The sequence below is a fragment of the Arthrobacter sp. SRS-W-1-2016 genome, assembly GCF_002009585.1.
GTDB lineage: Bacteria > Actinomycetota > Actinomycetes > Actinomycetales > Micrococcaceae > Arthrobacter > Arthrobacter bambusae_A.
This window is the reverse complement of the sequence record NZ_MTPV01000003.1, coordinates 13,903-36,469: the sequence shown is the minus strand read 5'-3', so window position 1 is coordinate 36,469 and position 22,567 is coordinate 13,903. Positions and strand designations below refer to the sequence as shown.

The window sequence follows — 22,567 nt, the reverse complement described above, 5'->3', positions numbered from 1 at the left end:
GTAGGGTCGCGTGGGCTGGTAGATTTGTATATCAGACAGGCCCCACCAAGTGGTGGGGCCCGCCGTCGTTGTTCACGTGCTTTTCTAGTGCGCGTGGTCTCCACGGCTGTATTCGAACACCCAACCGACCAGGGCTACGACAGCCAGGCCTGCGGCGACGAACGTGATCCAGAAACCTACGGCCAGGCCCAGGAACCCGCCTGCACAAGACAAGCCGAGCACCAGCGGCCACCAGCTCCACGGGCTGAAGTGTCCCTGCTCGCCGGCGCCTTCGTGGATCTCCGCGTCCGGACGGTCCTCCGGACGCATGCCGACCCGCTTACCCGTGAAACCGAGGTACGCGCCGATCATGCCTGCCAGGCCACCGACCAGGAGGATGCCGAGGGTGCCGACCCACTCATCCCAGTTGTTCAGGAAACCGTAAACCAGCGCGACCGGTACGAAGAAGAAGCTCCCTGCACCAAAAATCCAAGATTCGATTTTCATTTCGCGTCCTTCTGATCAGCGTTGCCGAGCACCCTTGCTGCCGGCTCAGGGCTCAAGGCAGTGTGGTGCTGCGCGAGTTCCGGGTGGTGGAGGTCCAAGGCAGGACGTTCGGAACGAATACGGGGCAGCGACGTGAAGTTGTGCCGCGGCGGCGGGCAGGACGTAGCCCACTCCAGCGAGGCGCCAAAGCCCCAGGGATCGTCCACCTCGACCTTTTTGTTGCTGCGCCACGTGATGTAGACGTTCCAGAAGAACGGCAGGAGCGAGGCGCCGAGCACGAAGGACGAAATCGTGGAGAACTGGTTCATCCAGGTGAAACCGTCCTGCGGAAGGTAGTCGGCGTAACGCCGGGGCATACCCTCTACGCCGAGCCAGTGCTGGATCAGGAAGGTGCCGTGGAAGCCCAGGAACAGGAGCCAGAAGTGGATCTTGCCGAGGCGCTCGTTGAGCATCTTGCCGGTCCACTTGGGCCACCAGAAGTAGAAGCCTGCGAACATTGCGAACACCACGGTGCCGAAGACCACGTAGTGGAAGTGCGCCACGACGAAGTAGGAGTCCGAGACGTGGAAGTCCAACGGCGGGGACGCCAGGATGATGCCGGTCAGGCCGCCGAAGAGGAAGGTGACCAGGAAGCCGATGCTCCAGAGCATGGGTGTCTCGAAGGTAATCGAGCCCTGCCACAGGGTACCGATCCAGTTGAAGAACTTCACGCCGGTGGGTACCGCGATCAGCATCGTCATGAAGGAGAAGAACGGCAGCAGCACCGATCCGGTGACATACATGTGGTGCGCCCACACGGTCACCGACAAAGCGGCGATCGCGATGGTTGCGTAGACAAGGCCCTTGTAGCCGAAGATCGGCTTGCGGCTGAAGACCGGGAAGATCTCCGAGACAATGCCGAAGAACGGCAAGGCGATGATGTACACCTCGGGGTGGCCGAAGAACCAGAACAGGTGCTGCCACAAGACAGCGCCGCCGTTCTCCGGATCGAAGATGTGGGCGCCGAAGCGCCGGTCAGCGCCGAGGGCGAAGAGTGCGGCCGCGAGCGGCGGGAACGCCATGAGAACCAGGATGGCCGTCACCAGGGTGTTCCAGGTGAAGATCGGCATGCGCCACATCGTCATGCCGGGAGCGCGCATGCAGATGATGGTGGTGATGAAGTTGACCGCACCCAGGATGGTTCCGAAACCGGACAACGCCAGGCCGAAGACCCAAAGGTCACCGCCGACGCCCGGGGTGAACGTGGTGTCTGACAGCGGCGCATAGGCGAACCAGCCAAAGGAGGCGGCACCTTGCGGAGTGATGAAGCCGGACACGGCGATGGTGGAGCCGAAAAGGAAGAACCAGAAGGCCAGCGCGTTCAGTCGCGGGAAGGCGACATCGGGGGCGCCGATCTGGAGCGGCATGACGACGTTCGCGAAGCCGGCGAAGAGCGGCGTCGCAAACATCAGCAGCATCACGGTGCCGTGCATGGTGAAGAGCTGGTTGTACTGCTCCTTGGTCTGCAGGATCTGCATGCCGGGCTCGAAGAGCTCCGCACGCATCAGCAGCGCCATGACGCCGCCGAGGCAGAAGAACACGAAGGACGCGATCAGGTACATGTACCCGATGGTCTTGTGGTCGGTGGAGGTGATCCAGTTGACGACGATGCGTCCCTTGGATTTCGGTACTACGGGAGCCTCTAGGACCCCGGCTGATTGAGTATAAGTAGCCACGTCGCGTCCCTTAATTCTTTGCGTTCAGGTTCGGGTTGCGGTCGTACTTCGAATCGAGAAGACCGGTGTTGCCGCTCTGGCGAAGCTGATCCATGTGTGCCTGGAACTCGGCTTCGGAAACGACCTTCACGCGGAACAACATCTCAGAATGGTATTCACCGCAAAGTTCGGCGCACTTGCCGTCATAGGTGCCCTCCTTGGTGGGGGTCAACCTGATGTAGTTGGTCTTGCCGGGAATCACGTCGCGCTTCTGCAGGAAGGCCGGAACCCAGAAAGAGTGGATGACGTCGCGGGAATTCAGCTCGAGGTCAACCGACTTGTTGACCGGCAGATACAGCGTCGGCAGCTGGTTCAAGTCGATGGCGTTGCCCGTGAGGTGCGCCTGGACGCCCGCTTCGTGAACGTCATCGGTGATGACAGAGCCCTTGACGTAGTTGAAGTCCCAAGCCCATTGCTTGCCCACGACGTCGATGGTGACGTCGGCCGGCTTGGAGCGATCGTCAATCGCCTGCTGGTCCTGGTTGGTGAAGTAGAAGAACACCAACACCATGAACAGCGGAATGGTCAAATAAAAGACCTCCAGAGGGAGGTTGTAGCTAAGCTGCTTCGGGAAACCCGTGGTGCCCTTGCGGCGCCTGTAGGCGATGATGCACCAAACCAGCAGACCCCAAGTAATAATGCCGACTACGAGGGCGGCGATCCATGAGTTGACCCAGAGGTCCATGATCCGATCGGTGTTGCTGGTTGTACCACGTTCCGTGGGCAACCAGCCTTTTTCTACCTCTGGTGAACATCCGGTCAAAACCAACGCGCCGGCTAGTGCCAAGCCAGTGATCGAGGTGATCTTTATGCGTCGGCTGCCGGTTCGGTTCTGCGAACTCACAGACGGCCCTTCCTCTTGTTGCTGCAGCCCGGCAGGCGGAAGGCCCACCGGGCACACTAAAGTTTTACTACTCGATGTAGAGCTTACCGCTACCAAGCGGTTTTCGCCGACATGCTGGCCCAGTGCGTCGGGACGGGTTTAGCCCGTTCCTGAACTGGGCCAACAGTCTGCGAATGCCCGGTTAGTGGAACGAATCGCCACAGGCACAAGACCCGCCGGCGTTGGGGTTGTCGATCGTGAAGCCCTGCTTGGAGATCGTGTCCTCGAAGTCGATGCTCGCGCCGCTCAGGTACGGCACGCTCATCTTGTCGACAACCACTTCGACGCCGTCGTAGTCGCGGACGGCATCGCCGTCGAGCAGGCGCTCGTCGAAGTAGAGCTGGTAGATCAGGCCCGAGCAGCCGCCCGGCTGAACAGCGACGCGAAGCCGCAGGTCCGTGCGGCCCTCTTGTTCGAGAAGGCTCCGGACTTTACCTGCTGCGACATCGGTCAACTTGACCTCGTGCTCAGGAAGCTCGCCGCCTGCGAGCTGCGCTCCGGTGCTGTTTTCGTTGGTTGCAGTGCTCATTGGCCTACCTTCTTATGACGCTCTTGGCGGCTGCGCCTACGCGCTGCCTGCCCTTACCCAAATACGTGCGGGCTATAGCTACATGCTACGTCGAGCCGGCGCATAGCTATAACTTCTAACGTAACCGGCCGGACCCTTGGCTTGTTCCCCGGCCTGATGCGCGCGTGGGCTCAGAGGCCTTCCGAGTTCAGGCGGGCCAGCATCAGGGCCTCGGCCAGCACTGCGTTGCGGAAATCCCAGATGTGGAGAGATTCGTTGGCGCTGTGGGCCCGTGAATCCGGGTCCTCGACACCAGTCACCAGGATCTGGACATCAGGATAGGTTTCGGTCAGGTCCGCGATGAATGGGATTGATCCGCCGATCCCCATTTCGACGGCGGGCACACCCCAGGCCTCACCGAGTGCCCACATCGCGATCCGGGCGGCAGCTGATCCTGTATCGGTGGAGAAGGCGTTGCCCCGCTCCCCCGGCACGAACGTGACCTTCGCTCCGAAAGGCGCGTTCGCCGCGAGGTGTTTTCCGACGGCGTCCATGGCGGCATCGGGATCTTGCCCGGGAGCCAAGCGCAGGCTGAACTTCGCCCTCGCAGCGGGGAGCAGCGTGTTGGACGCGACGTCGACGGCGGGTGCGTCGATGCCGATGATGGACAAGGCGGGTTTGGTCCAGAGCCTCGACGCAATACTGCCGCTGCCGGCGAGCCGCACGCCGTCGAGCACTGAGGCGTCGGCGCGGTACTGGTCCTCGTCCACGTCCTCCACGACGTCATCCTTGGCTACCAAGCCCTCGATCGCGACGTTGCCGTCGTCGTCGTGCAGCGTGGCGATAAGGCGGGACAGGAGGGTCGGCGCATCCAGTACGGGACCGCCGAACATGCCGGAGTGCACGGCGTGTTCGAGCACCCGTACTTCGAAGGTGCCGTCCACCAGGCCGCGGAGACTGGTTGTCAGTGCCGGTACGCCGACTTTCCAGTTGCTGGAATCGGCTACGACGATGACGTTCGCTTCGAGGAGGTCGCGGTGCGTTTCGAGGAAAGTGCGGAAGGTGGGTGAACCGGCCTCTTCTTCGCCCTCGAAGAACAAGGTGACTCCAAGGCCGAAGTCGTCTCCCAACACCTGGGTTACCGCAGCGTAGGAAGCAAGGTGGGCCATGATGCCGGCTTTGTCGTCTGCCGCGCCACGGCCATAAAGGCGGCCCTCGCGTTCCTCGGCCACGAACGGCTCGGTGTCCCACAAGGTCACGTCGCCCGGCGGTTGCACATCATGGTGCGCGTACAGCAGGATGGTGGGCTTGCCCGGCGCGGCGACGCGGCGCGCAACAATCGCAGGGCCCCCAGCGGTCCCGTCGGCCTTGTCGCAGCGCAGGATCTGTACGTCCTGGAAGCCCGACTCGCGGACCAGCGAGGCAACAGCCTCGGCGCTTCGCTCGAGTTCGGCCGGGTCGAAGCTGGGCCATGCGATCCCCGGAATAGCGACCAGGGCTTTCAAACGAGCCATGGTCTCGTCGAAGGAAGCATCGATCGAGGACTTGAGCGCATCAACATTGATTGTGCCGGAGCCGCCGGAAAGGGTCTGCGGGATCTCCGCATTCATTGAAGTCATGGCGAAAACACTACCGCCGCGAGTGGTGCTGGGGAACCGGGCCGGGCGGCGTGGCGGGCCCATTCGCCGGGCGGCGCGCCACGGCGACTTTCGCGCGGTTCCTGCGGGGTATTCTGTAGTGGTGTTTGGACGTAAAAAGGATGAGCCGAGCGCTCAAGACTCAATAGACCAGCTTGCCGCCGATCCCGCCGTGAGAGGCGCTGGCAAGGGCGCTCCCACGCCCAAGCGCAAGGAACAGGAAGCAGCCCGCAAGCGTCCCCTCGTACCGACGGACCGCAAGGCCTCGAAAGAAGCCGAGCGTATCGCCGTGCAGGACCAGCGCCAGAAAATGCGCCAGGCCCTCGACACGGGGGACGAGAAGTACCTGCCGCTGCGGGACAAAGGACCCCAGAAGCGTTTCGCGCGCGATTATGTCGATGCCCGTTTCAGCCTCGGTGAGTACTTGATGTTCGGTGCCCTGCTTTTCGTCGTGATCTCCTTCGTCATTCCTTCGGGAAGCGACGCCCTCAGCTACATCCTGATCGGCTTCTGGGTCATGTTCCTCGCCGTCTTCGCGGATGTGTTCGTCCTTTCCCGCAAGTTGCGCAAGGGCTTGACGCAGAAGTTCGGCGACATCGAGCGTGGCACCGTCTGGTACGGCAGCATGCGTTCCCTGCAGTTCCGTCGCTTGCGCCTGCCCAAGCCGCAGGTGCAGCGGGGCCAGTACCCCGCCTAAAGCCATCCGTCGCCACGGACCCGAGTCCATGAACCAGAAAGACCCTGGAACAACTGTTCCAGGGTCTTTCTGGTTGTCCGCGCCTGGCGGCGACGCTTAACTGCGACGTTTGGCCAAGGCCCTGTTGATCCCGGCGGCCCAGAACGGACCTTCGTAGAGGAATGCCGTGTAGCCCTGCACGAGGGTTGCGCCGGCGTCGAGCCGTTCCTGGACGTCGGCCGCGGACTGCACTCCGCCGACCGCGATGAGCACGAGGCCCTCCCCCACCGCGGCCTTCAGTCGGCGCAACACCTCGAGCGAACGCCCCTTGAGCGGGGCGCCCGAGAGTCCGCCGGCGCCGCACGCCTCGACTTTGCCCGGATCGGACACCAGGCCTTCCCGGCCGATGGTGGTGTTTGTGGCAATGATCCCGTCGAGCTTGAGGTCCAAGGCGAGGCGGGCGACGTCGTCGATGTCTTCGTTGCTCAGATCGGGTGCGATCTTGACGAGCAACGGCACATGGCGGCCGGCGGATTCGTCTGCGGCATCTCCGACGGCGCGCAGGAGCGGACGAAGCGTTTCGACGTTCTGGAGCAGGCGCAATCCCGGCGTATTGGGTGAACTGACATTGACTACCAAGTAGTCGGCGGCGGGTGCCAGGCTGCGGGCGCTGACCAAATAGTCCTCAACGGCATCGTCGAGCTCTACAACCTTGGTCTTGCCGATGTTGACTCCGATCACGGGACGGACCCCTGAATGGGTCCGCTGCAATGCCGCCCGCGCGGCCTTGAGCCGCGGGGCCACGGCCGCCGCGCCGTCGTTGTTGAAGCCCATGCGGTTGATCACGGCTTTGTCCTCGATCAAGCGGAAGAGCCGTGGCTTCTCATTGCCGGGCTGTGCCTGGCCCGTGATAGTACCTACTTCCACGTGGCCGAAGCCCAGCTCGGCGAGGGCCTCGATGCCGTGGCCCTCTTTGTCGAAGCCGGCCGCAAGGCCAAAGGGTGAGGGGAAGGTCAGCCCCAAAGCCTCGGTGCGCAAGGAGGGGTGGGGAGCCGTCATTTTGGCGAGGACGCGTCCTGCTCCTGAACGGTGTGCGAAGCGGATCGCCTGGAATCCGATCTTGTGGGCCTTTTCGGCATCCATCCAGGAGAAGGCCAACTTGAAGAATGTGGGGTAAACGCGCATGGTCCTAGTTTTCCGGTTTGCGAGTCCCGCACCAAACCAGGGCGGTTACCGGACGGTAGCATGTACGAATGCCGAGCAATCCACGTGATGGACTTCACTCCCAGGCGATCCTAGAAGCCGATGTCATCGTTATCGGTGCGGGATTGTCGGGGCTGGTCGCCGCGGCCCACGCCTACGCCGCCGGCAAACGGGTTGCGGTCTTGGACCAGGAGCCGCCGGCCTCCGTGGGCGGCCAGGCACATTGGTCATTCGGCGGCCTGTTCCTGGTCAATTCTCCCGAGCAGCGGAGGCTGGGTGTCAAGGACAGTGCCGAACTCGCCTTGAGGGATTGGCTGGCGTCGGCTGCTTTTGACCGGCCGGAGGACTCGTGGGCCCGGTTGTGGGCGGAGGCCTACGTGGATTTCGCCGCTGGCGAGAAGCGCCGGTGGCTGGGCTCCCTTGGCGTGCGGATCTTTCCGCTCGTGCAGTGGGCCGAACGGGGCGGTTATGGTCCCCAAGGCCACGGCAACACGGTCCCGCGGTTCCACGTCACGTGGGGCACCGGACCCGGCGTCGTGCAGCCCTTCCTGGCAAAAGTGAACGAAGGCGTGGCCCGCGGAAGGGTGTCCTTCCACTTCCGGCATCGCGCCACGGAAATAACGACGACGGCGGACCGCGCCACAGGGGTCAGCGGCGAGATTCTTGAGCCGTCCGGAGCCGGACGCGGCGAAGAATCGCCAAGGACCGTCGTCGGGCGCTTTGAGGCGACCGCCGGCGCGATCATCGTGACCACCGGCGGGATCGGCGGGAACCATGCCATGGTGCGCAGGCAATGGCCGGACGGGAGCACCCCGGAACACATGCTCAGCGGTGTACCCGCATCCGTCGACGGCGCGTTCCTTGCTGCCGCGGCTGCCGCGGGTGGAGGACTCATCAATGGCGACCGCATGTGGCATTACCCCGAGGGGATCCACAACCACTCCCCCGTGTGGCCTTCGCACGGCATCCGCATCTTGCCCGGTCCGTCGGCTCTGTGGATTGACGCGACGGGCAGGCAGTTGCCCGCCCCGCTGTTTCCGGGTTTCGATTCGCTGGGAGCCCTCCGGCATATCCTGGCGGCCGGGCAAGGACATTCGTGGTTCGTGTGCAACCGCACCATCGCGCTGAAGGAGTTCGCCCTGTCCGGCTCGGAACAGAACCCGGACCTGACTGACAAGAACATCAGGCTCCTTGTTTCCAGGCTCAAACCCGGCAGCGATTCGCCGTTGCGCCTCTTCCTGGACCGTGGCGTGGATTTCCTGCAAGCCCCAACGCCCGCCGAGCTCGCTGCGAAAATGAACGCGCTGACAGGTTCAGCGCTCATAGATCCCGCCCGGCTCGATTCCCTCATCCACGATCGGGATTTGCAAGTGGCGAGTGGGCTGGGCAAGGATCCACAACTTGCCGCGATCCGGGCGGCCCGGCGTTTCGCCACAGACAAGATCATGCGTGTTGCCCCTCCGCACCGGCTCAGCGACCCGAAACACGGTCCCCTCCTGGCCGTCCGGCTCTCCGTTTTGACGCGCAAGAGCCTCGGCGGACTTCAAACGGACCTTCGCTCGCGAGTGCTCGACGATTCCGGCGTTCCCGTCCCCGGCTTGTACGCGGCGGGCGAGGCTGCCGGTTTCGGTGGAGGAGGAATCCATGGCTACCGGGCGTTGGAAGGAACGTTCCTCGGCGGGTGCCTGTTCTCCGGTCGCGCAGCCGGGCGCGATGCCGCGGCGAGTGTCTAAGCTGTTCCCATGGAGTGGCAGACCGACATCCTCGGTGCGGACTTCGAAAGTTGCGCATTCGAGGCGGCTGGACCTGATGGAGTGGTCCGGCGCGCAACGCTGGTCCGCCATGTTCCGCGCCAAGGTGCCGGCAACCCCGGTGATTCGCCCCCTCCGGCCGACCGCTCGGTCCTGTTCCTGCACGGGTGGAGCGACTACTTTTTCAACGTCGCCCTCGCGGAGTTCTGGACGGCACAAGGCTTCCGTTTCTACGCGTTGGACATGCACAACCATGGCCGCAGCCTGCAAGCGGACAGTCCTGGTGGTTACGTAGAGCACCTGAACGACTACGACGCCGAAATCAGCAAGGCCATCGACATGATCCGTTCCGCCGGTCAGCATGGCCAGGAGCCCGGTTCTTTGACGCTCATGGGACATTCCACCGGGGGCCTCGTCGCCGCTCTGTGGGCCAGCAGCCACCCAGGCTCCGTTCAGTACCTCGTACTCAACAGCCCGTGGCTTGAAATGCATGGAAGTTCCGTGGTCCGCCGCGCCGCGCAGACCATGGTAACGCCGCTCGCGCGATTCCGACCCACGACGATCCTGCGCCTGCCCGAACGAGGCTTCTACTTCCGAAGCATCAGCAGCTCGGCCGAAGGCGAATGGCTCCTCGATGAAAAGTACCGTCCGCCCTTGGCCTTCCCCATGCGGGCCGGTTGGCTCAGTGCGGTCCTCAGCGGCCACACGAGGGTGGCCCGCGGGCTGAGGATAGACATCCCGATCCTGGTCCTGATTTCCGGAGCCAGCGCCAACGGCATGGTCTGGCACGAGTCCATGCGGCACTCGGACGCCGTCCTGGACGTCAACACCATGGCCGTCCGGGCGATGACCCTGGGCCGTACGGTCACCCTGGAGCGGGTGGATGGCGGCCTCCACGACGTCTTCTTGTCGGCCGGTCCGGTACGCGCGGATGCCTACGACAGGCTTGCCCGTTGGATACACGGGTACATCACCAGCGGGCCGCGGACGGAACCTCCGGCAGGCCGCGAGCTGGGACATGCGGGGGAAACGCCATGACCACGGAACTGGGGTTGCCTGTCTGGCAACAGGACTTTCTGGGCGGCGGGTTCGAGGCCTTGGAACTCGAACTCCCGCCGGACGAAGAGGGACCCGCCTGCGCCACCCTCGTCCGGCACGTCCGTCCCGTAGCCGCACCGTCGGTGCCGCACGGGCTCCTGGATGCCTTGACGGCATTCACCCGACGCCGACGCCGGAGCGACGTTCCTGTCAGCCAGGGGCCGCCCAGGGTGGTGCTGTACCTCCACGGCTGGGCCGACTACTTCATGCAGACCGAACTGGCTGAGTTCCTGGGCGCCTCGGGCTTCCATTTCTATGCCCTCGACTTGCGGAAGTTCGGACGAAGCCTGCGGCCGGGCCAGACCCCCGGCTACACGACTGACCTTTCTGTCTATGACGAAGACCTTGATGCCGCCCTCCGCACGATCCGGCAGGATGTTGCCGAGCTGACGGGCAGCGTGGAAGAACCTACAATCCACCTCCTGGCCCATTCGCTGGGCGGCCTGATCGCGGCGCTGTGGGCGGACCGGAATCCCGGCCGCATTGCCACGCTGACATTGAATTCGCCGTGGTTGGAGCTCCAAGGCAGCAGCCTGATCCGCAGCATTGCGATGCACGTCGTGGAGCCGTTTGCCCGTACCGACCCCAAGCGTCCCTTCCGTTTCCCGGAGATGCCCGCCTACTGGGAAAGCGTGAGCAACCTGGCCCACGGCGAATGGACCCTTGACCCGGAATGGCGGCCGCGCGCTTCCTTCCCGATCCGCGCAGGGTGGACCAAGGCAGTCCTCGCGGGCCACGCCGCCGTCGAACGCAAACTCAATATCGACGCTCCGGTGCTCGTGCTGCTTTCCGGCCGGACCCGGATCCAGGCTGAGTGGACCGCGGAGCTTATGCGCGTCGACGCCGTGATCGACGTCGAGCAGACGGCCCGCCGGGCGCTGGGCCTCGGGCGCCGGACTGCGGTGTTCCGCTATCCGGGTGCGCTCCACGATGTGTTCCTGTCACGGCGCACCGTCCGGCAGCAGGCCTACAGGGACGTTGCCATCTGGTTGGCTTCGTACCCGGACTGAGCGGTTTGGCACGCTTGTGGCAATTCCTTGCCGCAGTCAGCGGGGTGCGGCAGCGTCTACGGCGCCTCCGTAGCGGCGGTCGCGTTTGGCGTAAATCTCGACGGCGTCCCACAACGTCCTGCGGTCGACGTCGGGCCACAACGTGTCCATGAAGACGAACTCCGCGTAGGCCGATTGCCACAAGAGGAAGTTCGAGAGCCGTTGCTCGCCGGAGCTTCGTAGAAACAGATCGACGTCCGGAAGGTCCGGTTCGTCGAGGTACTTCTGGATGGTCTTCTCGGTGACGGAACCCGGCTTCAGGCGGCCATCGGCAACATCCTGGGCAATCGCGGCCACGGCATCGGCGATCTCGGCGCGGCCGCCGTAGTTAACACACATGGTCAAAGTGCAGGTGTCGTTGCCGCGCGTGAACTGCTCGGCATCCTCCAGCTCTTTGATGACGGAACCCCACAACCTGGGCCGCCGCCCCGCCCAGCGAATCCGCACTCCCCATTCATCGAGCTGGTTGCGTTGCCGACGTAGCACGTCCTTGTTAAATCCCATGAGAAAGCGCACTTCTTCAGGAGAGCGACGCCAGTTTTCGGTGGAGAAAGCATAGACGCTGACATACTTGATGCCCAGTTCGATCGCCCCGGCCATCACGTCCAGCAGGGCAGGCTCCCCTGCCTTGTGGCCCTCGATGCGCGGCAGCCCACGTTGGTTCGCCCAGCGGCCGTTGCCGTCCATGACGATGGCGACGTGTTGCGGTATCAGTTCTGCGGGGATGGCCGGCGGCCTGGCGCCGGAAGGATGGTGGTAGGGGGCCTTCACCGGCGCGGTCCGCGTCGTTGCCGTCTTCTTTTTTCCCAGTGCCACTTTCAGCTTCGCTCCACATGTTTGAGGGACTTCAATGCTCGTTCAAGATGCCATTGCAGGTAGCTCGCCACCAATCCGGCGGCCTCGCGGCGGTGCAAGGATTCGGAGCTATCCGCGGTAGCCCAGTCCCCCGTGAGCAGCGCGCCCAGCAAGACGACGGTCTCGCGAGCGGGTGCCGGCGAACCGGGCGGGCGGCAGTCGTTGCAGATCATTCCGCCCAAAGGAGCGGAGAAAGCCGTGTGCGGACCGCTCGCCCCGCAGCGGGCGCAATCCGTGAAACTGGGCGCCCAGCCTCCGGTTGCCAAAGCGCGGAGCAGGTAGGAATCAAGAATGAGTTCCGGCGGGTGGTCGGAACGGCTCAACGCAGCTAGTGCCCCGACAAGCAGGTTGTATTGGGCCGTTCCGGAATCGGCGTCGGCGTCCGTCAGTTTCTCCGCCGTTTCCGTCATGGCGGCTGCAACGGTATACCGGGAGTAATCGGCGGCGATCGAGCTCCCATAGGCTCCCTTGGCGACCGCCTGGGTGACAATATCCAAGGTGCGGCCGGACACGAGTTGCAGGTCAGCGACCATGAACGGCTCCAGCCGGGCGCCGAACCGGCTGCTGGTGCGCCGTACGCCCTTGGCAACCGCCCTGACTTGTCCATGGTGCTTTGTGAGCAAGGTGATGATGCGGTCCGCTTCGCCCAGCTTGTAGGTGCGCAGCACGACGGCATCGTCCCGATAGGAGCGCGCTGCAAACGACGAAGGATTGGCCACAGTTAATCTTCGCACCACACCGGGCCTTCTCGGGTCCGGTGAAGCCGTGTGGCGCCGTGTTGACGGCGCCGCACGGCACATGGCTATGCCCGGACGGCCCTGATGGCACGGTTGACGGCAGAGATGACCGCCTTGAGCGCTGCGGTGCTCGTGTTGGGATCGATGCCCACACCCCAGAGAACCCGCTCGCCAACGGCGCATTCCACATACGCCGCGGCGGTGGCGCTGCCACCTTCGGACAGCGCATGTTCCGAGTAGTCCAGGACGCGGACGTCCACGCCGTCTTGGCGCAAGATGTCCAGCATGGCCGCGATCGGTCCGTTGCCGGCGCCGGTGCGCTGAACTACAGTGCCGTCAATGCGCAGGGCTGCGTGCAGGGTGAGCTCGCCGGACTCATCGGTTTCGGTGCGGATGGAACCCAGCGAATAGCGTCCCCACTGGCCGTCGGCCGTGCTCGCGGGCAAGTACTCGTCCTGGAACATCGCCCACAACTGGGCTCCGCTGACTTCGCCGCCCACGGTGTCGGTGCGGTGCTGGATGACGCCGGAGAACTCGATTTGGGCCCGGCGCGGCAGGTCCAGGCTGTGCTCGTTCTTGAGCAGGTACGCCACGCCGCCCTTGCCGGACTGGGAGTTGACGCGGATGACTGCCTCGTAGCTGCGGCCCAGGTCCTTGGGATCGATCGGCAAGTACGGAACCTGCCACGTGAAGTCGTCCACGGCCTTGCCGGCAGCGGCAGCGTCCTTTTCGAGGGCTTCGAAGCCCTTCTTGATGGCGTCCTGGTGCGAGCCGGAGAACGCCGTGAACACCAGATCGCCGCCATACGGGGAACGCTCGGGAACCGGCAGCTGGTTGCAGTACTCCACGGTCCGGCGGACTTCGTCGATGTCGGAGAAGTCGATCATCGGGTCGACGCCCTGGACAAACATGTTCAGGCCGAGGGTGACCAAGTCCACGTTGCCGGTCCGCTCGCCGTTGCCGAACAAGCAGCCTTCGATGCGGTCGGCGCCGGCCAGGTAGCCCAACTCTGCAGCGGCAACGCCCGTCCCGCGATCGTTGTGCGGGTGGAGGGAGATGATGATGCCGTCACGGGGATGCAGGTTACGGTGCATCCATTCGATGGAGTCCGCGTAGACATTCGGGGTGGCCATTTCCACGGTAGCGGGCAGGTTGATGATGACCTGCTTGTCCGCGGATGCTTCGAAAACGTCGGCGATCGCGTTGCAAACGCGCGCTGCGTACTCAAGTTCGGTTCCGGTGAAAGACTCCGGCGAATACTCGTACGTGATGTGGGTATCCGTGAGTGTTTCCTCGTACTTCTTGCACAAGCGGGCACCTTGGAGGGCGATGTCCAGGATGCCGTCCTCGTCCTGGTTGAACACGACGCGGCGCTGCAGAACCGAGGTTGAGTTGTACAGGTGGACGATTGCCTGCTTCGCGCCCACGAGGGATTCGTAGGTGCGCTCGATGAGGTGTTCACGTGCCTGGGTCAGGACCTGGATGGAGACGTCATCCGGAATGTGACCGCCTTCGATGAGCTGCCGCACGAAGTCGAAGTCGGTCTGCGAAGCGGACGGGAAGCCGACTTCGATTTCCTTGTACCCCATCTTGACCAGCAGCTGGAACATCTTCAGCTTGCGGGCAGGGCTCATGGGGTCGATCAGGGCCTGGTTGCCGTCACGGAGGTCCACAGCGCACCAGCGCGGAGCCTTGGTGATGACCTTGTCCGGCCAGGTGCGGTCCGGGAGCTCGACATTGATCTGGTCCTGGAAAGGCAGGTACCGGTGAATGGGCATTCCGGAGGGCTTTTGTGCGTTGCGCATGACTTGGGGCCTTTTCTCTTAATCTTTGATGGAAGATTGGCCGGGCACAGCTAACTCCGCAGCGAGGGTTGGCCTAGCGAATGATCGCCTTCGAGGCCCCGCCGCGGCAGCTAAGGAGAAGCATTCCTGCACGCACCATTTCACAGTAACACGGGTGCGTATGATGACAATGCAATACCAGATGCAACGTCCACTATGCAGACGCGGGAACGGTCGTGAGCCGGTTCCGCCCGTCTTCCGAAGGAGTTCTTGTGCCACAGTCGGGGATCACACTGTCCAACATCGATGAAAGCGTCAGGCCGCAGGACGACCTTTACCAGCACGTCAATGGTGCGTGGCTGAAGTCGACGGTGATCCCTGACGACCGCCCGCTTGAGGGAACGTTCACGGCCCTGCGGGACGGCGCTGAACTGGCAGTCAAAGCGATCATCGAGGAAGCTGCCGCCAAGGGCGAGGACGCCAGTGGCATCGAACGCAAGGTAGGCGAGCTCTACAACAGCTTCATGGACGAGGAAGCCATCGAAGCAAAGGGCATGGAGCCTGTCCGGGACCGGCTCGCGGAGGTTTTTGCGACTACTTCGCCCGCCGGCGTGGTGTCCCTGAGCGGGCGGCTGTTCCGCTCGGATGTTTCCGGCCTCTTCTCGATCTACCCTGCTCCCGACGCCGGGAACCCGGACCGGGTCCTGTTGTACATCGGCCAGGGCGGCCTGGGGCTTCCCGATGAGTCCTACTACCGGGACGAGAAGTTCGCAGGCATTGTCAGCGCCTATGCGAAATATGTCGCCAAGCTCTTCGGGCTGGCAGGAATTCCCGACGCCGACGGTGCTGCCGCGCGCGTTGTCGCCCTCGAAAAAGCACTCGCCTCGCACCATTGGGACAACGTCACGTTGCGGGATCCGCAGAAGACGTACAACCTCAAGACCGTGGAAGAGGGCCGGGAGCTTTTCCCGTACCTCGACGCATGGTTCGATTCGGCCCGGATCGAAGGCGACAAATTCACCGAGCTGGTGGTGAGCACGCCTGATTTCTTCACCGGCGCGTCTGCCCTCGTCGAGTCAGAGCCGCTTGCCACATGGCAGGAGTGGCTCGCCCTTCGTGTGCTCAATGCCGCCGCCCCCTACCTCTCCTCGGGGTTCGTGGACGCGAACTTCGATTTCTACGGCACCACCCTGAGCGGCACTCCGCAGAACAAGGACCGCTGGAAGCGCGGCGTCGCCGTCGTCGAGGCCGCCTTGGGCGAGGCCGTCGGCCAAATCTATGTGGAGCGCCACTTCCCTGAGGGTTACAAGGCCAGGATGCAGACTCTGGTTGCCAAACTCATCGAGGCCTACCGCGAGAGCATCACGGCGCTCGATTGGATGGGCGAGGACACCAAAGCGGAAGCGTTGAAAAAGCTCGCGGCCTTCCGGCCCAAGATTGGTTTCCCGGACAAGTGGATCGACTATTCCGCCGTCGACATTCACCCTGGCGATCTTCTGGGTAACGTCGAGCGGGCGCACGACGCCGACGTCGACCGGCACCTCGATGAGGTCGGCAAGCCGGTCGATCTCGACAAGTGGCTCATGACCCCGCAGACGGTCAACGCGTACTACCACCCGATGTTGAACGAGATTGTCTTCCCAGCTGCGATCCTGCAGCCGCCCTTTTTCACGGCGGAGGCCGACGACGCGGTCAACTATGGAGGCATCGGCGCCATCATCGGCCATGAAATCGGCCACGGCTTCGACGACCAGGGCTCCCAGTTCGACGGGAGCGGGGCGCTGCGGAATTGGTGGAGCGAGGAGGACCGCAAGGCCTTCGAAGGGCTCGCGGCGAAGCTCGTGGCCCAATTCGACGCCCTTGCTCCGTATGCCGCGCCCGAGCACAAGGTCAACGGGAAACTCACGCTCGGCGAAAACATCGGCGACCTGGGTGGCCTGACCATCGCCTACAAGGCTTACCTCCTGAGCCTCGACGGTTCGGAGCCGCCGGTTCTTGAAGGACTGAGCGGTGGCCAGCGCTTCTTCATGTCCTGGGCTGCCGGCTGGCGCCAGGTCATCCGTCCTGAGGAAGCCATCCGGCGCGTCGCGACTGACCCGCACTCCCCCAACGAGTTCCGAACCAATGCCATCGCGAAGAACCTCGACTCGTTCCACGACGCGTTCGCAGTGGAGGCCGGGGATGGAATGTGGCTGTCGCCCGAGGACCGTGTCAGTATCTGGTAGGCATCCGGTAGGCGGCGACGCTAAACGGAAGGGAGCGGTCTCCCGCGACGTGTGGAGACCGCTCCCTTCGCTGCGTCCCGGGTATTTCCCGTGTTGCTATCTCGCGATGAGTGCCGGGTTGACCGCCTGGCATTTCACGTCGCCTGCAGTCTGCTTCACGACGTTGGATGGTACGGAGGCCACTCCGTACTTGGTCCCGGAATCGAAGTCACTGCCGATATAGACCTGGACACCGACCACACCCGTCGATGGTTCGATTTGCGAAGCCGGGATGCCGAGGAGGCTCGCGACGTCCGGGGCGACGTCGGCATAACCGGCCCCGTAATAGACAACGGTCTTCGGTACGGCGGCCGCAAGGAAGTGCGCGGCTTTCGTGAATCCGCCACCGGCCAAAGCTGCGGCGATCTCCTGGCCGCGGGATGCGACGCCTGTTCCGTCGGCAACGGTCACTGGCTGAAGGGCCTTGTCATAGGCGGGAACAGGCGGCGCAGGCGGCGCCGGCGCCGCGCTGCTGGACTGCGCGCCCGATGCCGCAGGCGTGGGACCCGCCGATGGAGCGGCGGTAGCCCCCGGGGTGGTCAGGTCCAGGTTCGCACGCATGGCGGCGAAGAGCTGGGAAGCCTGCGGTTGAACCAATTCGAGCCTGTTGGGATCGACGGCGGCGGCCTGGGTGGGAACCGAAACGAACGCGACCTTGGACAGGTCGACGTCTTTGAGGCGGCTGCCGATGGTCAGGAGCGACTGGACCGACGCCAGGCCTTCATCCACGGTCAGGTTCTTTGTCACGGCATCCGCGATGGACAGCAGGCTCTGCGGATTGCCCAGCGTTCCATCGGACTTGATCTTGCGGGTCAGGGAGGAGAGGAAGCCCTGTTGCGCCTGGATGCGGCCGAGGTCGCTTCCGTCGCCAAAACCGTGGCGTGTCCGGAGGAAGGCCAAGGCCTGTTCCCCCTGGACACTCGATGTTCCCTTGGGGAGCCGGAGGCCGGAATCGGGGTCGTATACGGCATCGCTCACGCACACGTTGACTCCGCCGACGGCGTTGGACAGCTCCTTGACGGCGTTGAAGTCGGCCATCATGAAGTGGTCGACTTGCAGTCCCATGAGCTTGTTCACGGTGTCTACGGCGCAACCGATCCCGGCTTCCGCCATGGCCGAGTTGATCATGACGTTGGAGTGCGGTTGATACACGGTGCCGGTTTTGGGATCGGTGCATGACGGGACATCCACCAGGAGGTCTCGCGGAATACTGGTGAGGCTGACCCTCTTGTTGTCCGCCGAAATGTCGAGCAGCATCATGACGTCCGACTGGCCATAGCCCGTGGAATCCTGCGTGGATCCGTATTGCGAATTCTTCCCGTCCCTGGTGTCGGAACCGAGGATGAGGATCTGCAGGCGGTCCGTGGCGTCGTTTGCTGCGGCCTCGGTCCTCGGTGCGCCTGCCGACAACGGTGCCGTGCTGATGTTCGACTGCAAGCGGATAACCCAGTAAGCGGCGAAAGCGATACCGCCGAGCAACAGCACTGACACCGTGGCGGCAGTGACCTTGAGCCAGATCGGGAGGCCCTTGGGAGCATTCATGTGGCGGGGGGTGCCGGGAGCTTCCCCGTGGCGTGCAGCGCCGCGGGCACCAACGGTGCCGGGCTCCTGTACGCGTGCATCGCGACGTCGCACGACTTGCTCAACCTTTCCTCGGAAAATGGGATTCGGACCATTTTACGGGCCCAATCTGGGAAATTCCCCAGCGGCTAGAATCCCAGCTTCACGAGTTGCTTCGGGTCGCGCTGCCAGTCCTTGGCCACTTTCACGTGCAAGTCGAGGTAGATCTTGGTTCCCAGGAGGGCCTCAATTCCCTTGCGGGCGTTCGTTCCGACCTCGCGCAGCCGGCTTCCGGCCTTGCCGATGATGATGGCCTTCTGGGACGGGCGCTCAACGTACAGGTTCACCCGCACGTCGAGGAGCGGGTTGTCCTCCGAGCGTCCTTCGCGGGGCAGGATTTCCTCCACCACCACGGCCAAGGAGTGCGGAAGTTCGTCGCGGACGCCCTCCAGAGCTGCCTCCCGGATAAGCTCGGCCACCATGACAGCTTCCGGTTCATCGGTGAGTTCCCCGTCCGGGTAGAGCGGCGGGGAAGGCGGCATGTGGCCGATGAGGACGTCGGCCACAGTGCTGACCTGGAAGCCGTCGGTCGCCGAAACCGGGACGATATCGGCCCAGCCTTGTTCGCCGAGGACTTCGCGGCCCAGGGCGGCGACCGCCAAGAGCTGCTCGGTCAGCGCCTGGCGGTCCACCAGGTCGGTCTTGGTGACCAAGGCGATGATGGGCTTGCGTCCGACGGCGGCGAGCTGGGCTGCGATGTACTTGTCACCCGGCCCGATCTTTTCGTTGGCCGGCAAGCAAAAACCGATGGCGTCCACTTCGGAGAGGGTGTCCGCGACGAGATCGTTGAGCCTCTTGCCAAGGAGGGTGCGCGGGCGGTGCAGGCCCGGAGTGTCCACCAGGATGAGTTGGGCGTCCTCCCGATGGACAATGCCGCGGATCGTGTGCCTCGTGGTCTGCGGCTTCGCCGAGGTGATGGCCACCTTCTGGCCTACCAAAGCGTTGGTGAGGGTGGACTTCCCGGCATTGGGACGGCCGACAAGAACCGAGAATCCTGCGTGGAAGCCGCCGAAGTCCTGATCGGCGTCGAACTTCTTATTGTGCTTGCTCACGTGGAACTCCCTGTTGCGTTGTATCGGCCTCGTCGAGAAGGTCTTCAAGGTCAGTGTCTTCTTTTGGAATGGCTGCCGCAATGATATGGCTGACCCGGTTTCGCCGGCCTTCCAGCCTATCGGCTTTCAAGGAGATCCCATCCACCTCCACCGCACTGCCTACGATCGGCACTTTGCCCAGGGTCTTGGCCAGGAGGCCGCCCACCGTGTCCACTTCGTCGTCGTCGAGATCTATGTCGAAAAGCTCGCCGAGGTCGTCGATGCTCATCCGAGAACTGACGCGGTACGTGCCGTCACCAAGGTCAGTGACCTCGGCATCGTTGGAGTCGTACTCGTCGACGATCTCCCCCACGATCTCCTCAATGAGGTCCTCGAGCGTCACCAGTCCTGCCGTGCCGCCGTATTCGTCAATGACGACCGCGACGTGCGTGGACTCTTGCTGAAGCTCGCTCAGGAGGTCGCTGACAGGCTTCGATTCGGGAACGAAGCGTGCTTCGCGCGCTATGGCGTCAACGTCCTGGCGCACTGAGGGCTGGTCGGGGCGGTGCAATGCGGCGGCGACGTCCTTCAAATAGAGGATGCCCCGGATCTGGTCGGCGTTCTCGCCGATGACGGGGATCCTTGAGTACCCCGAGCGCAGGAACAAGGCCATTGCCTGTTCCAGGCTGGACCCGGACTCGATGCTCACAATGTCGGTTCGAGGGACCATTACCGAGCGGACCAGTGTGTCTCCGAAGTCGAAGACCGACTGGATGAGTTCGGCCTCGCTGTCCTCGATCATGTCGGATTCCGTGGCCCTGTCGACCAGTTCGCGGAATTCTTCCTCGCTGAAGAAAGCTTCATCGCCGCTGGGTGCACCGGGTGCGACCGTACTGCCGATCGCCACGAGCCAGCCGGGAATGGGACCAAGGATCCAACACAGGAACCTGATGAGCGGAGCCGAGTAGCGAACCACGCCTCCCGAGTGCGCGCGTCCAAGTTGGCGCGGCGAGACACCCACCAAAACGAATCCTATGACGGCCATGATGCCTGTCGCCGCCAAACCGGCAAGCCAGACGTTCTCGAGGAGGCTGTGCATGACGACGGCGACGGCCACCGCAGCCGCCATCTCGAACCAGACCCGCCAGAACCGCAGCGCGCGGATGTGCGCGACGGGCTGGGCGAGGATGCTGCGGAGCGAATTCCCCCGGCTCTTGACGACGGCTTGCTCTGCGTCGTGCCGCGGCAGGAAAGTGAAGGCAGCTTCAGCCGCGGTCAGCAGGGCGACGAAACTGAGGAACACCAACGCCATCCCGACCAGGATGAGTGATGTCACTGCATGGTCTCCATGGGGGCATCCTTGCCAAGGAACGCGGACAGCAGCTCACGCTGCAGGCCGAACATCTCTTCTTTTTCCTCCGGCTCGGCGTGGTCGAAACCGAGCAGGTGAAGGATTCCGTGCGTGCAGAGCAGGAGCATTTCATCCTGCGTTGAATGACCGGCGTTGCGCGCTTGGACCTCGGCCACTTGCGGGCAGATGGCGATGTCGCCCAGCATGCCCTGCGGGGCCGGCTTGCCCGGTGTCCCCGGCGTCAGCTCGTCCATCGGAACAGACAGGACATCGGTGGCGCCGGGTTCGTCCATGAGCTCGATGTGGAGTTTTTCCATGGCGGGTTCGTCCACCAAAAGGATGGAGAGTTCGGCCTGGGGGTGAATGTAGAGCCGCTCGAAGATGAAGCGTGAAAGCGTCACCAATTGTGCCTCGTCCACCTGGACGCCGGACTCGTTGTTGACCTCGATGCTCATCGGTGTTCTCCCCGTTTGTCGTGGATGGGCGTGTGCTGGGCACGCACCCGGTGCTTTTCATCCCAGATGCTGTAGGCGGACACGATGTCGGCAACGAGCCGGTGCCTGACGACGTCGGACGCGTCGAGCATCGTAAAGTTCACGCCATCGATCCCGTTGAGGATTTCCTGGACGATGCGCAGCCCGGACGTGGCGCCGAAAGGCAGGTCCACCTGGGTGATATCGCCCGTCACGACCATCTTCGAGCCGAAGCCCAGGCGGGTCAGGAACATCTTCATCTGCTCTGCGGTGGTGTTCTGGGCCTCATCGAGGATGATGAACGCGTCGTTGAGCGTGCGGCCGCGCATGTAGGCAAGCGGTGCCACCTCAATGGTCCCGGCCGCCATGAGCCGCGGGATCGATTCCGGGTCCATCATGTCGTGCAGGGCATCGTACAAAGGACGGAGGTACGGGTCGATCTTGTCGCTCAGCGTTCCCGGCAGGAAGCCGAGGCGTTCCCCTGCCTCGACGGCAGGCCTCGTGAGGATGATCCGGCTGACTTCCTTGAGCTGCAAAGCCTGAACGGCTTTTGCCATCGCCAGGTACGTCTTGCCGGTGCCCGCCGGGCCGATCCCGAAGATCACGGTGTTGTCGTCGATGGCGTCGACATAGTTTTTCTGGTTCAGCGTTTTGGGGCGGATGGTGCGCCCGCGGCTCGAAAAAATGTTGTGGGTCAGGATTTCCACGGGGTTCTGCAGCGACTGGCTGCGCAACAAGGAGACGAGCTGTTGGAGGACGTCCGGTGTGATGACCGTCCCCTTGCCGACCAGGCCGCGGACTTCTTCCAGGAGGCGCATGATCCGGGGAACATCGCTTGACGGGCCGCTGAAGGAGAGCTCGTTGCCACGCACATGAAAGTCGACACCGGGGAACTGGGCTTCGATGTAGCGCAACGCCTCGTCATGGCTGCCAAGGGTCTGAACCATCTGATCCGAGTTGTCGAAGATGACAACTTCCGTCCGGGCGCCCGGGACAGAGTGCGGGAACTCGGCCGGACCTGTGTCAACGCTGCCGGCCTTGGGCCGCCCGTTCAATGATTCTGTCATAGTGCTGGCCTTGCGGCCTGTGCTCCTCCGGCTTGGTGATGTCCATCGATTTTCTCCGATGTCCGTGTGCTGGATGGGCGCAGGATCGCGGGCCTCGGATTGCTTTCAATCCTACGCCAGCCAGTCTCCCGGATGGTTCCGGGCCGTGCCCGTCGGGGCTGCAGGGCGGCGGATCCGTGCGCTTTGGTATCAACTCGGCATCGACCTCGTATCAATCGGATTGCAGTTCGCCGTCGGAGTATCGAAACGCCAACCGGCGTCCGCGGGACTATGACAAGCTGATTCATGGGCAAAAATGCCCCTGTGCCCGAAACCGGGCGCACGACTCCCCCGCACCACA

19 protein-coding genes are annotated in these 22,567 nt (G+C 63.5%); 5 read left to right on the top strand and 14 right to left on the bottom strand.

The features are described from left to right. Nucleotides 1-84 precede the first annotated feature (84 nt). From BMF89_RS00535 to BMF89_RS00515, 5 genes are all read right to left on the bottom strand, one after another. Nucleotides 85-486: a cytochrome c oxidase subunit 4 gene (locus tag BMF89_RS00535; protein WP_078105136.1), complete on the bottom strand. Its 402-nt coding sequence runs from the start codon at nucleotides 484-486 to the stop codon at nucleotides 85-87. Next, a complete protein-coding gene (ctaD, locus tag BMF89_RS00530; RefSeq protein WP_078105135.1) occupies nucleotides 483-2,201 on the bottom strand; it encodes a cytochrome c oxidase subunit I in 1,719 nt (572 codons plus the stop codon). The genes BMF89_RS00535 and ctaD overlap by 4 nt, the downstream gene beginning before the upstream one ends. A 10-nt stretch (nucleotides 2,202-2,211) precedes the next feature. Beyond that, nucleotides 2,212-3,084, bottom strand: coding sequence for a cytochrome c oxidase subunit II (coxB, locus tag BMF89_RS00525; protein WP_078105134.1), 873 nt, complete (start codon nucleotides 3,082-3,084; stop codon nucleotides 2,212-2,214). Between the two features lie 181 nt (nucleotides 3,085-3,265). Then, nucleotides 3,266-3,652 carry an iron-sulfur cluster assembly accessory protein gene (locus BMF89_RS00520; RefSeq protein WP_059390004.1) on the bottom strand — a complete coding sequence of 129 codons (387 nt, stop codon included), beginning with the start codon at nucleotides 3,650-3,652 and terminating at the stop codon, nucleotides 3,266-3,268. A gap of 170 nt (nucleotides 3,653-3,822) precedes the next feature. Next, a complete protein-coding gene (locus BMF89_RS00515; RefSeq protein ID WP_078105133.1) occupies nucleotides 3,823-5,250 on the bottom strand; it encodes a dipeptidase in 1,428 nt (475 codons plus the stop codon). Between the two features lie 121 nt (nucleotides 5,251-5,371). On the opposite strand from BMF89_RS00515, the gene BMF89_RS00510 reads away from it, so the two are divergent. After that, a complete protein-coding gene (locus BMF89_RS00510) occupies nucleotides 5,372-5,965 on the top strand; it encodes a DUF3043 domain-containing protein (RefSeq protein WP_078105139.1) in 594 nt (197 codons plus the stop codon). 96 nt (nucleotides 5,966-6,061) lie between these two features. Here BMF89_RS00510 and BMF89_RS00505 read toward each other — a convergent pair whose 3' ends face one another. Beyond that, nucleotides 6,062-7,129: a quinone-dependent dihydroorotate dehydrogenase gene (locus BMF89_RS00505; RefSeq protein WP_078105132.1), complete on the bottom strand. Its 1,068-nt coding sequence runs from the start codon at nucleotides 7,127-7,129 to the stop codon at nucleotides 6,062-6,064. Between the two features lie 68 nt (nucleotides 7,130-7,197). On the opposite strand from BMF89_RS00505, the gene BMF89_RS00500 reads away from it, so the two are divergent. The 3 genes from BMF89_RS00500 to BMF89_RS00490 are packed head-to-tail and all read left to right on the top strand — an operon-like array spanning nucleotide 7,198 to nucleotide 11,006. Beyond that, complete coding sequence (locus BMF89_RS00500) at nucleotides 7,198-8,880, top strand: FAD-binding dehydrogenase (RefSeq protein WP_078105131.1); 1,683 nt, start codon at nucleotides 7,198-7,200, stop codon at nucleotides 8,878-8,880. Nucleotides 8,881-8,889: 9 nt separating this feature from the next. Then, nucleotides 8,890-9,936 carry an alpha/beta hydrolase gene (locus tag BMF89_RS00495; protein ID WP_078105130.1) on the top strand — a complete coding sequence of 349 codons (1,047 nt, stop codon included), beginning with the start codon at nucleotides 8,890-8,892 and terminating at the stop codon, nucleotides 9,934-9,936. After that, nucleotides 9,933-11,006, top strand: coding sequence for an alpha/beta hydrolase (locus tag BMF89_RS00490; protein ID WP_078105129.1), 1,074 nt, complete (start codon nucleotides 9,933-9,935; stop codon nucleotides 11,004-11,006). The genes BMF89_RS00495 and BMF89_RS00490 overlap by 4 nt, the downstream gene beginning before the upstream one ends. 36 nt (nucleotides 11,007-11,042) lie before the next feature. Here BMF89_RS00490 and BMF89_RS00485 read toward each other — a convergent pair whose 3' ends face one another. The 3 genes from BMF89_RS00485 to leuA form a co-directional block, all read right to left on the bottom strand. Then, a complete protein-coding gene (locus tag BMF89_RS00485) occupies nucleotides 11,043-11,861 on the bottom strand; it encodes an isoprenyl transferase (protein ID WP_078105128.1) in 819 nt (272 codons plus the stop codon). A gap of 2 nt (nucleotides 11,862-11,863) precedes the next feature. Further along, nucleotides 11,864-12,634, bottom strand: coding sequence for a DNA repair protein RecO (gene recO, locus BMF89_RS00480; RefSeq protein ID WP_253190632.1), 771 nt, complete (start codon nucleotides 12,632-12,634; stop codon nucleotides 11,864-11,866). A gap of 68 nt (nucleotides 12,635-12,702) precedes the next feature. Then, on the bottom strand, nucleotides 12,703-14,442 hold the full coding sequence (gene leuA, locus BMF89_RS00475) for a 2-isopropylmalate synthase (protein ID WP_078105126.1): 1,740 nt from the start codon (nucleotides 14,440-14,442) through the stop codon (nucleotides 12,703-12,705). Nucleotides 14,443-14,693: 251 nt separating this feature from the next. Between leuA and BMF89_RS00470 the strand changes: the two genes are divergently transcribed. Beyond that, a complete protein-coding gene (locus tag BMF89_RS00470; protein WP_078105125.1) occupies nucleotides 14,694-16,646 on the top strand; it encodes a M13 family metallopeptidase in 1,953 nt (650 codons plus the stop codon). A 96-nt stretch (nucleotides 16,647-16,742) separates the two neighbouring features. Here the strand turns inward: BMF89_RS00470 and BMF89_RS00465 are convergent, their stop codons facing one another. The 5 genes from BMF89_RS00465 to BMF89_RS00445 all read right to left on the bottom strand — a co-directional run bounded on the left by BMF89_RS00465 (nucleotide 16,743) and on the right by BMF89_RS00445 (nucleotide 22,227). Then, on the bottom strand, nucleotides 16,743-18,320 hold the full coding sequence (locus BMF89_RS00465) for an LCP family protein (RefSeq protein WP_078105124.1): 1,578 nt from the start codon (nucleotides 18,318-18,320) through the stop codon (nucleotides 16,743-16,745). A 74-nt stretch (nucleotides 18,321-18,394) separates the two neighbouring features. Further along, nucleotides 18,395-19,357, bottom strand: coding sequence for a GTPase Era (gene era, locus BMF89_RS00460; protein ID WP_078105123.1), 963 nt, complete (start codon nucleotides 19,355-19,357; stop codon nucleotides 18,395-18,397). Further along, the gene (locus tag BMF89_RS00455) at nucleotides 19,341-20,672 is read right to left on the bottom strand and encodes a hemolysin family protein (protein WP_078105122.1); all 1,332 of its coding nucleotides are present in this window, start codon (nucleotides 20,670-20,672) and stop codon (nucleotides 19,341-19,343) included. The genes era and BMF89_RS00455 overlap by 17 nt, the downstream gene beginning before the upstream one ends. Beyond that, nucleotides 20,669-21,142, bottom strand: coding sequence for an rRNA maturation RNase YbeY (gene ybeY, locus BMF89_RS00450; RefSeq protein WP_078105121.1), 474 nt, complete (start codon nucleotides 21,140-21,142; stop codon nucleotides 20,669-20,671). Before ybeY ends, BMF89_RS00455 begins: the two co-directional genes overlap by 4 nt. Further along, nucleotides 21,139-22,227, bottom strand: coding sequence for a PhoH family protein (locus BMF89_RS00445; protein WP_078105120.1), 1,089 nt, complete (start codon nucleotides 22,225-22,227; stop codon nucleotides 21,139-21,141). Before BMF89_RS00445 ends, ybeY begins: the two co-directional genes overlap by 4 nt. Nucleotides 22,228-22,567: the final 340 nt, after the last annotated feature.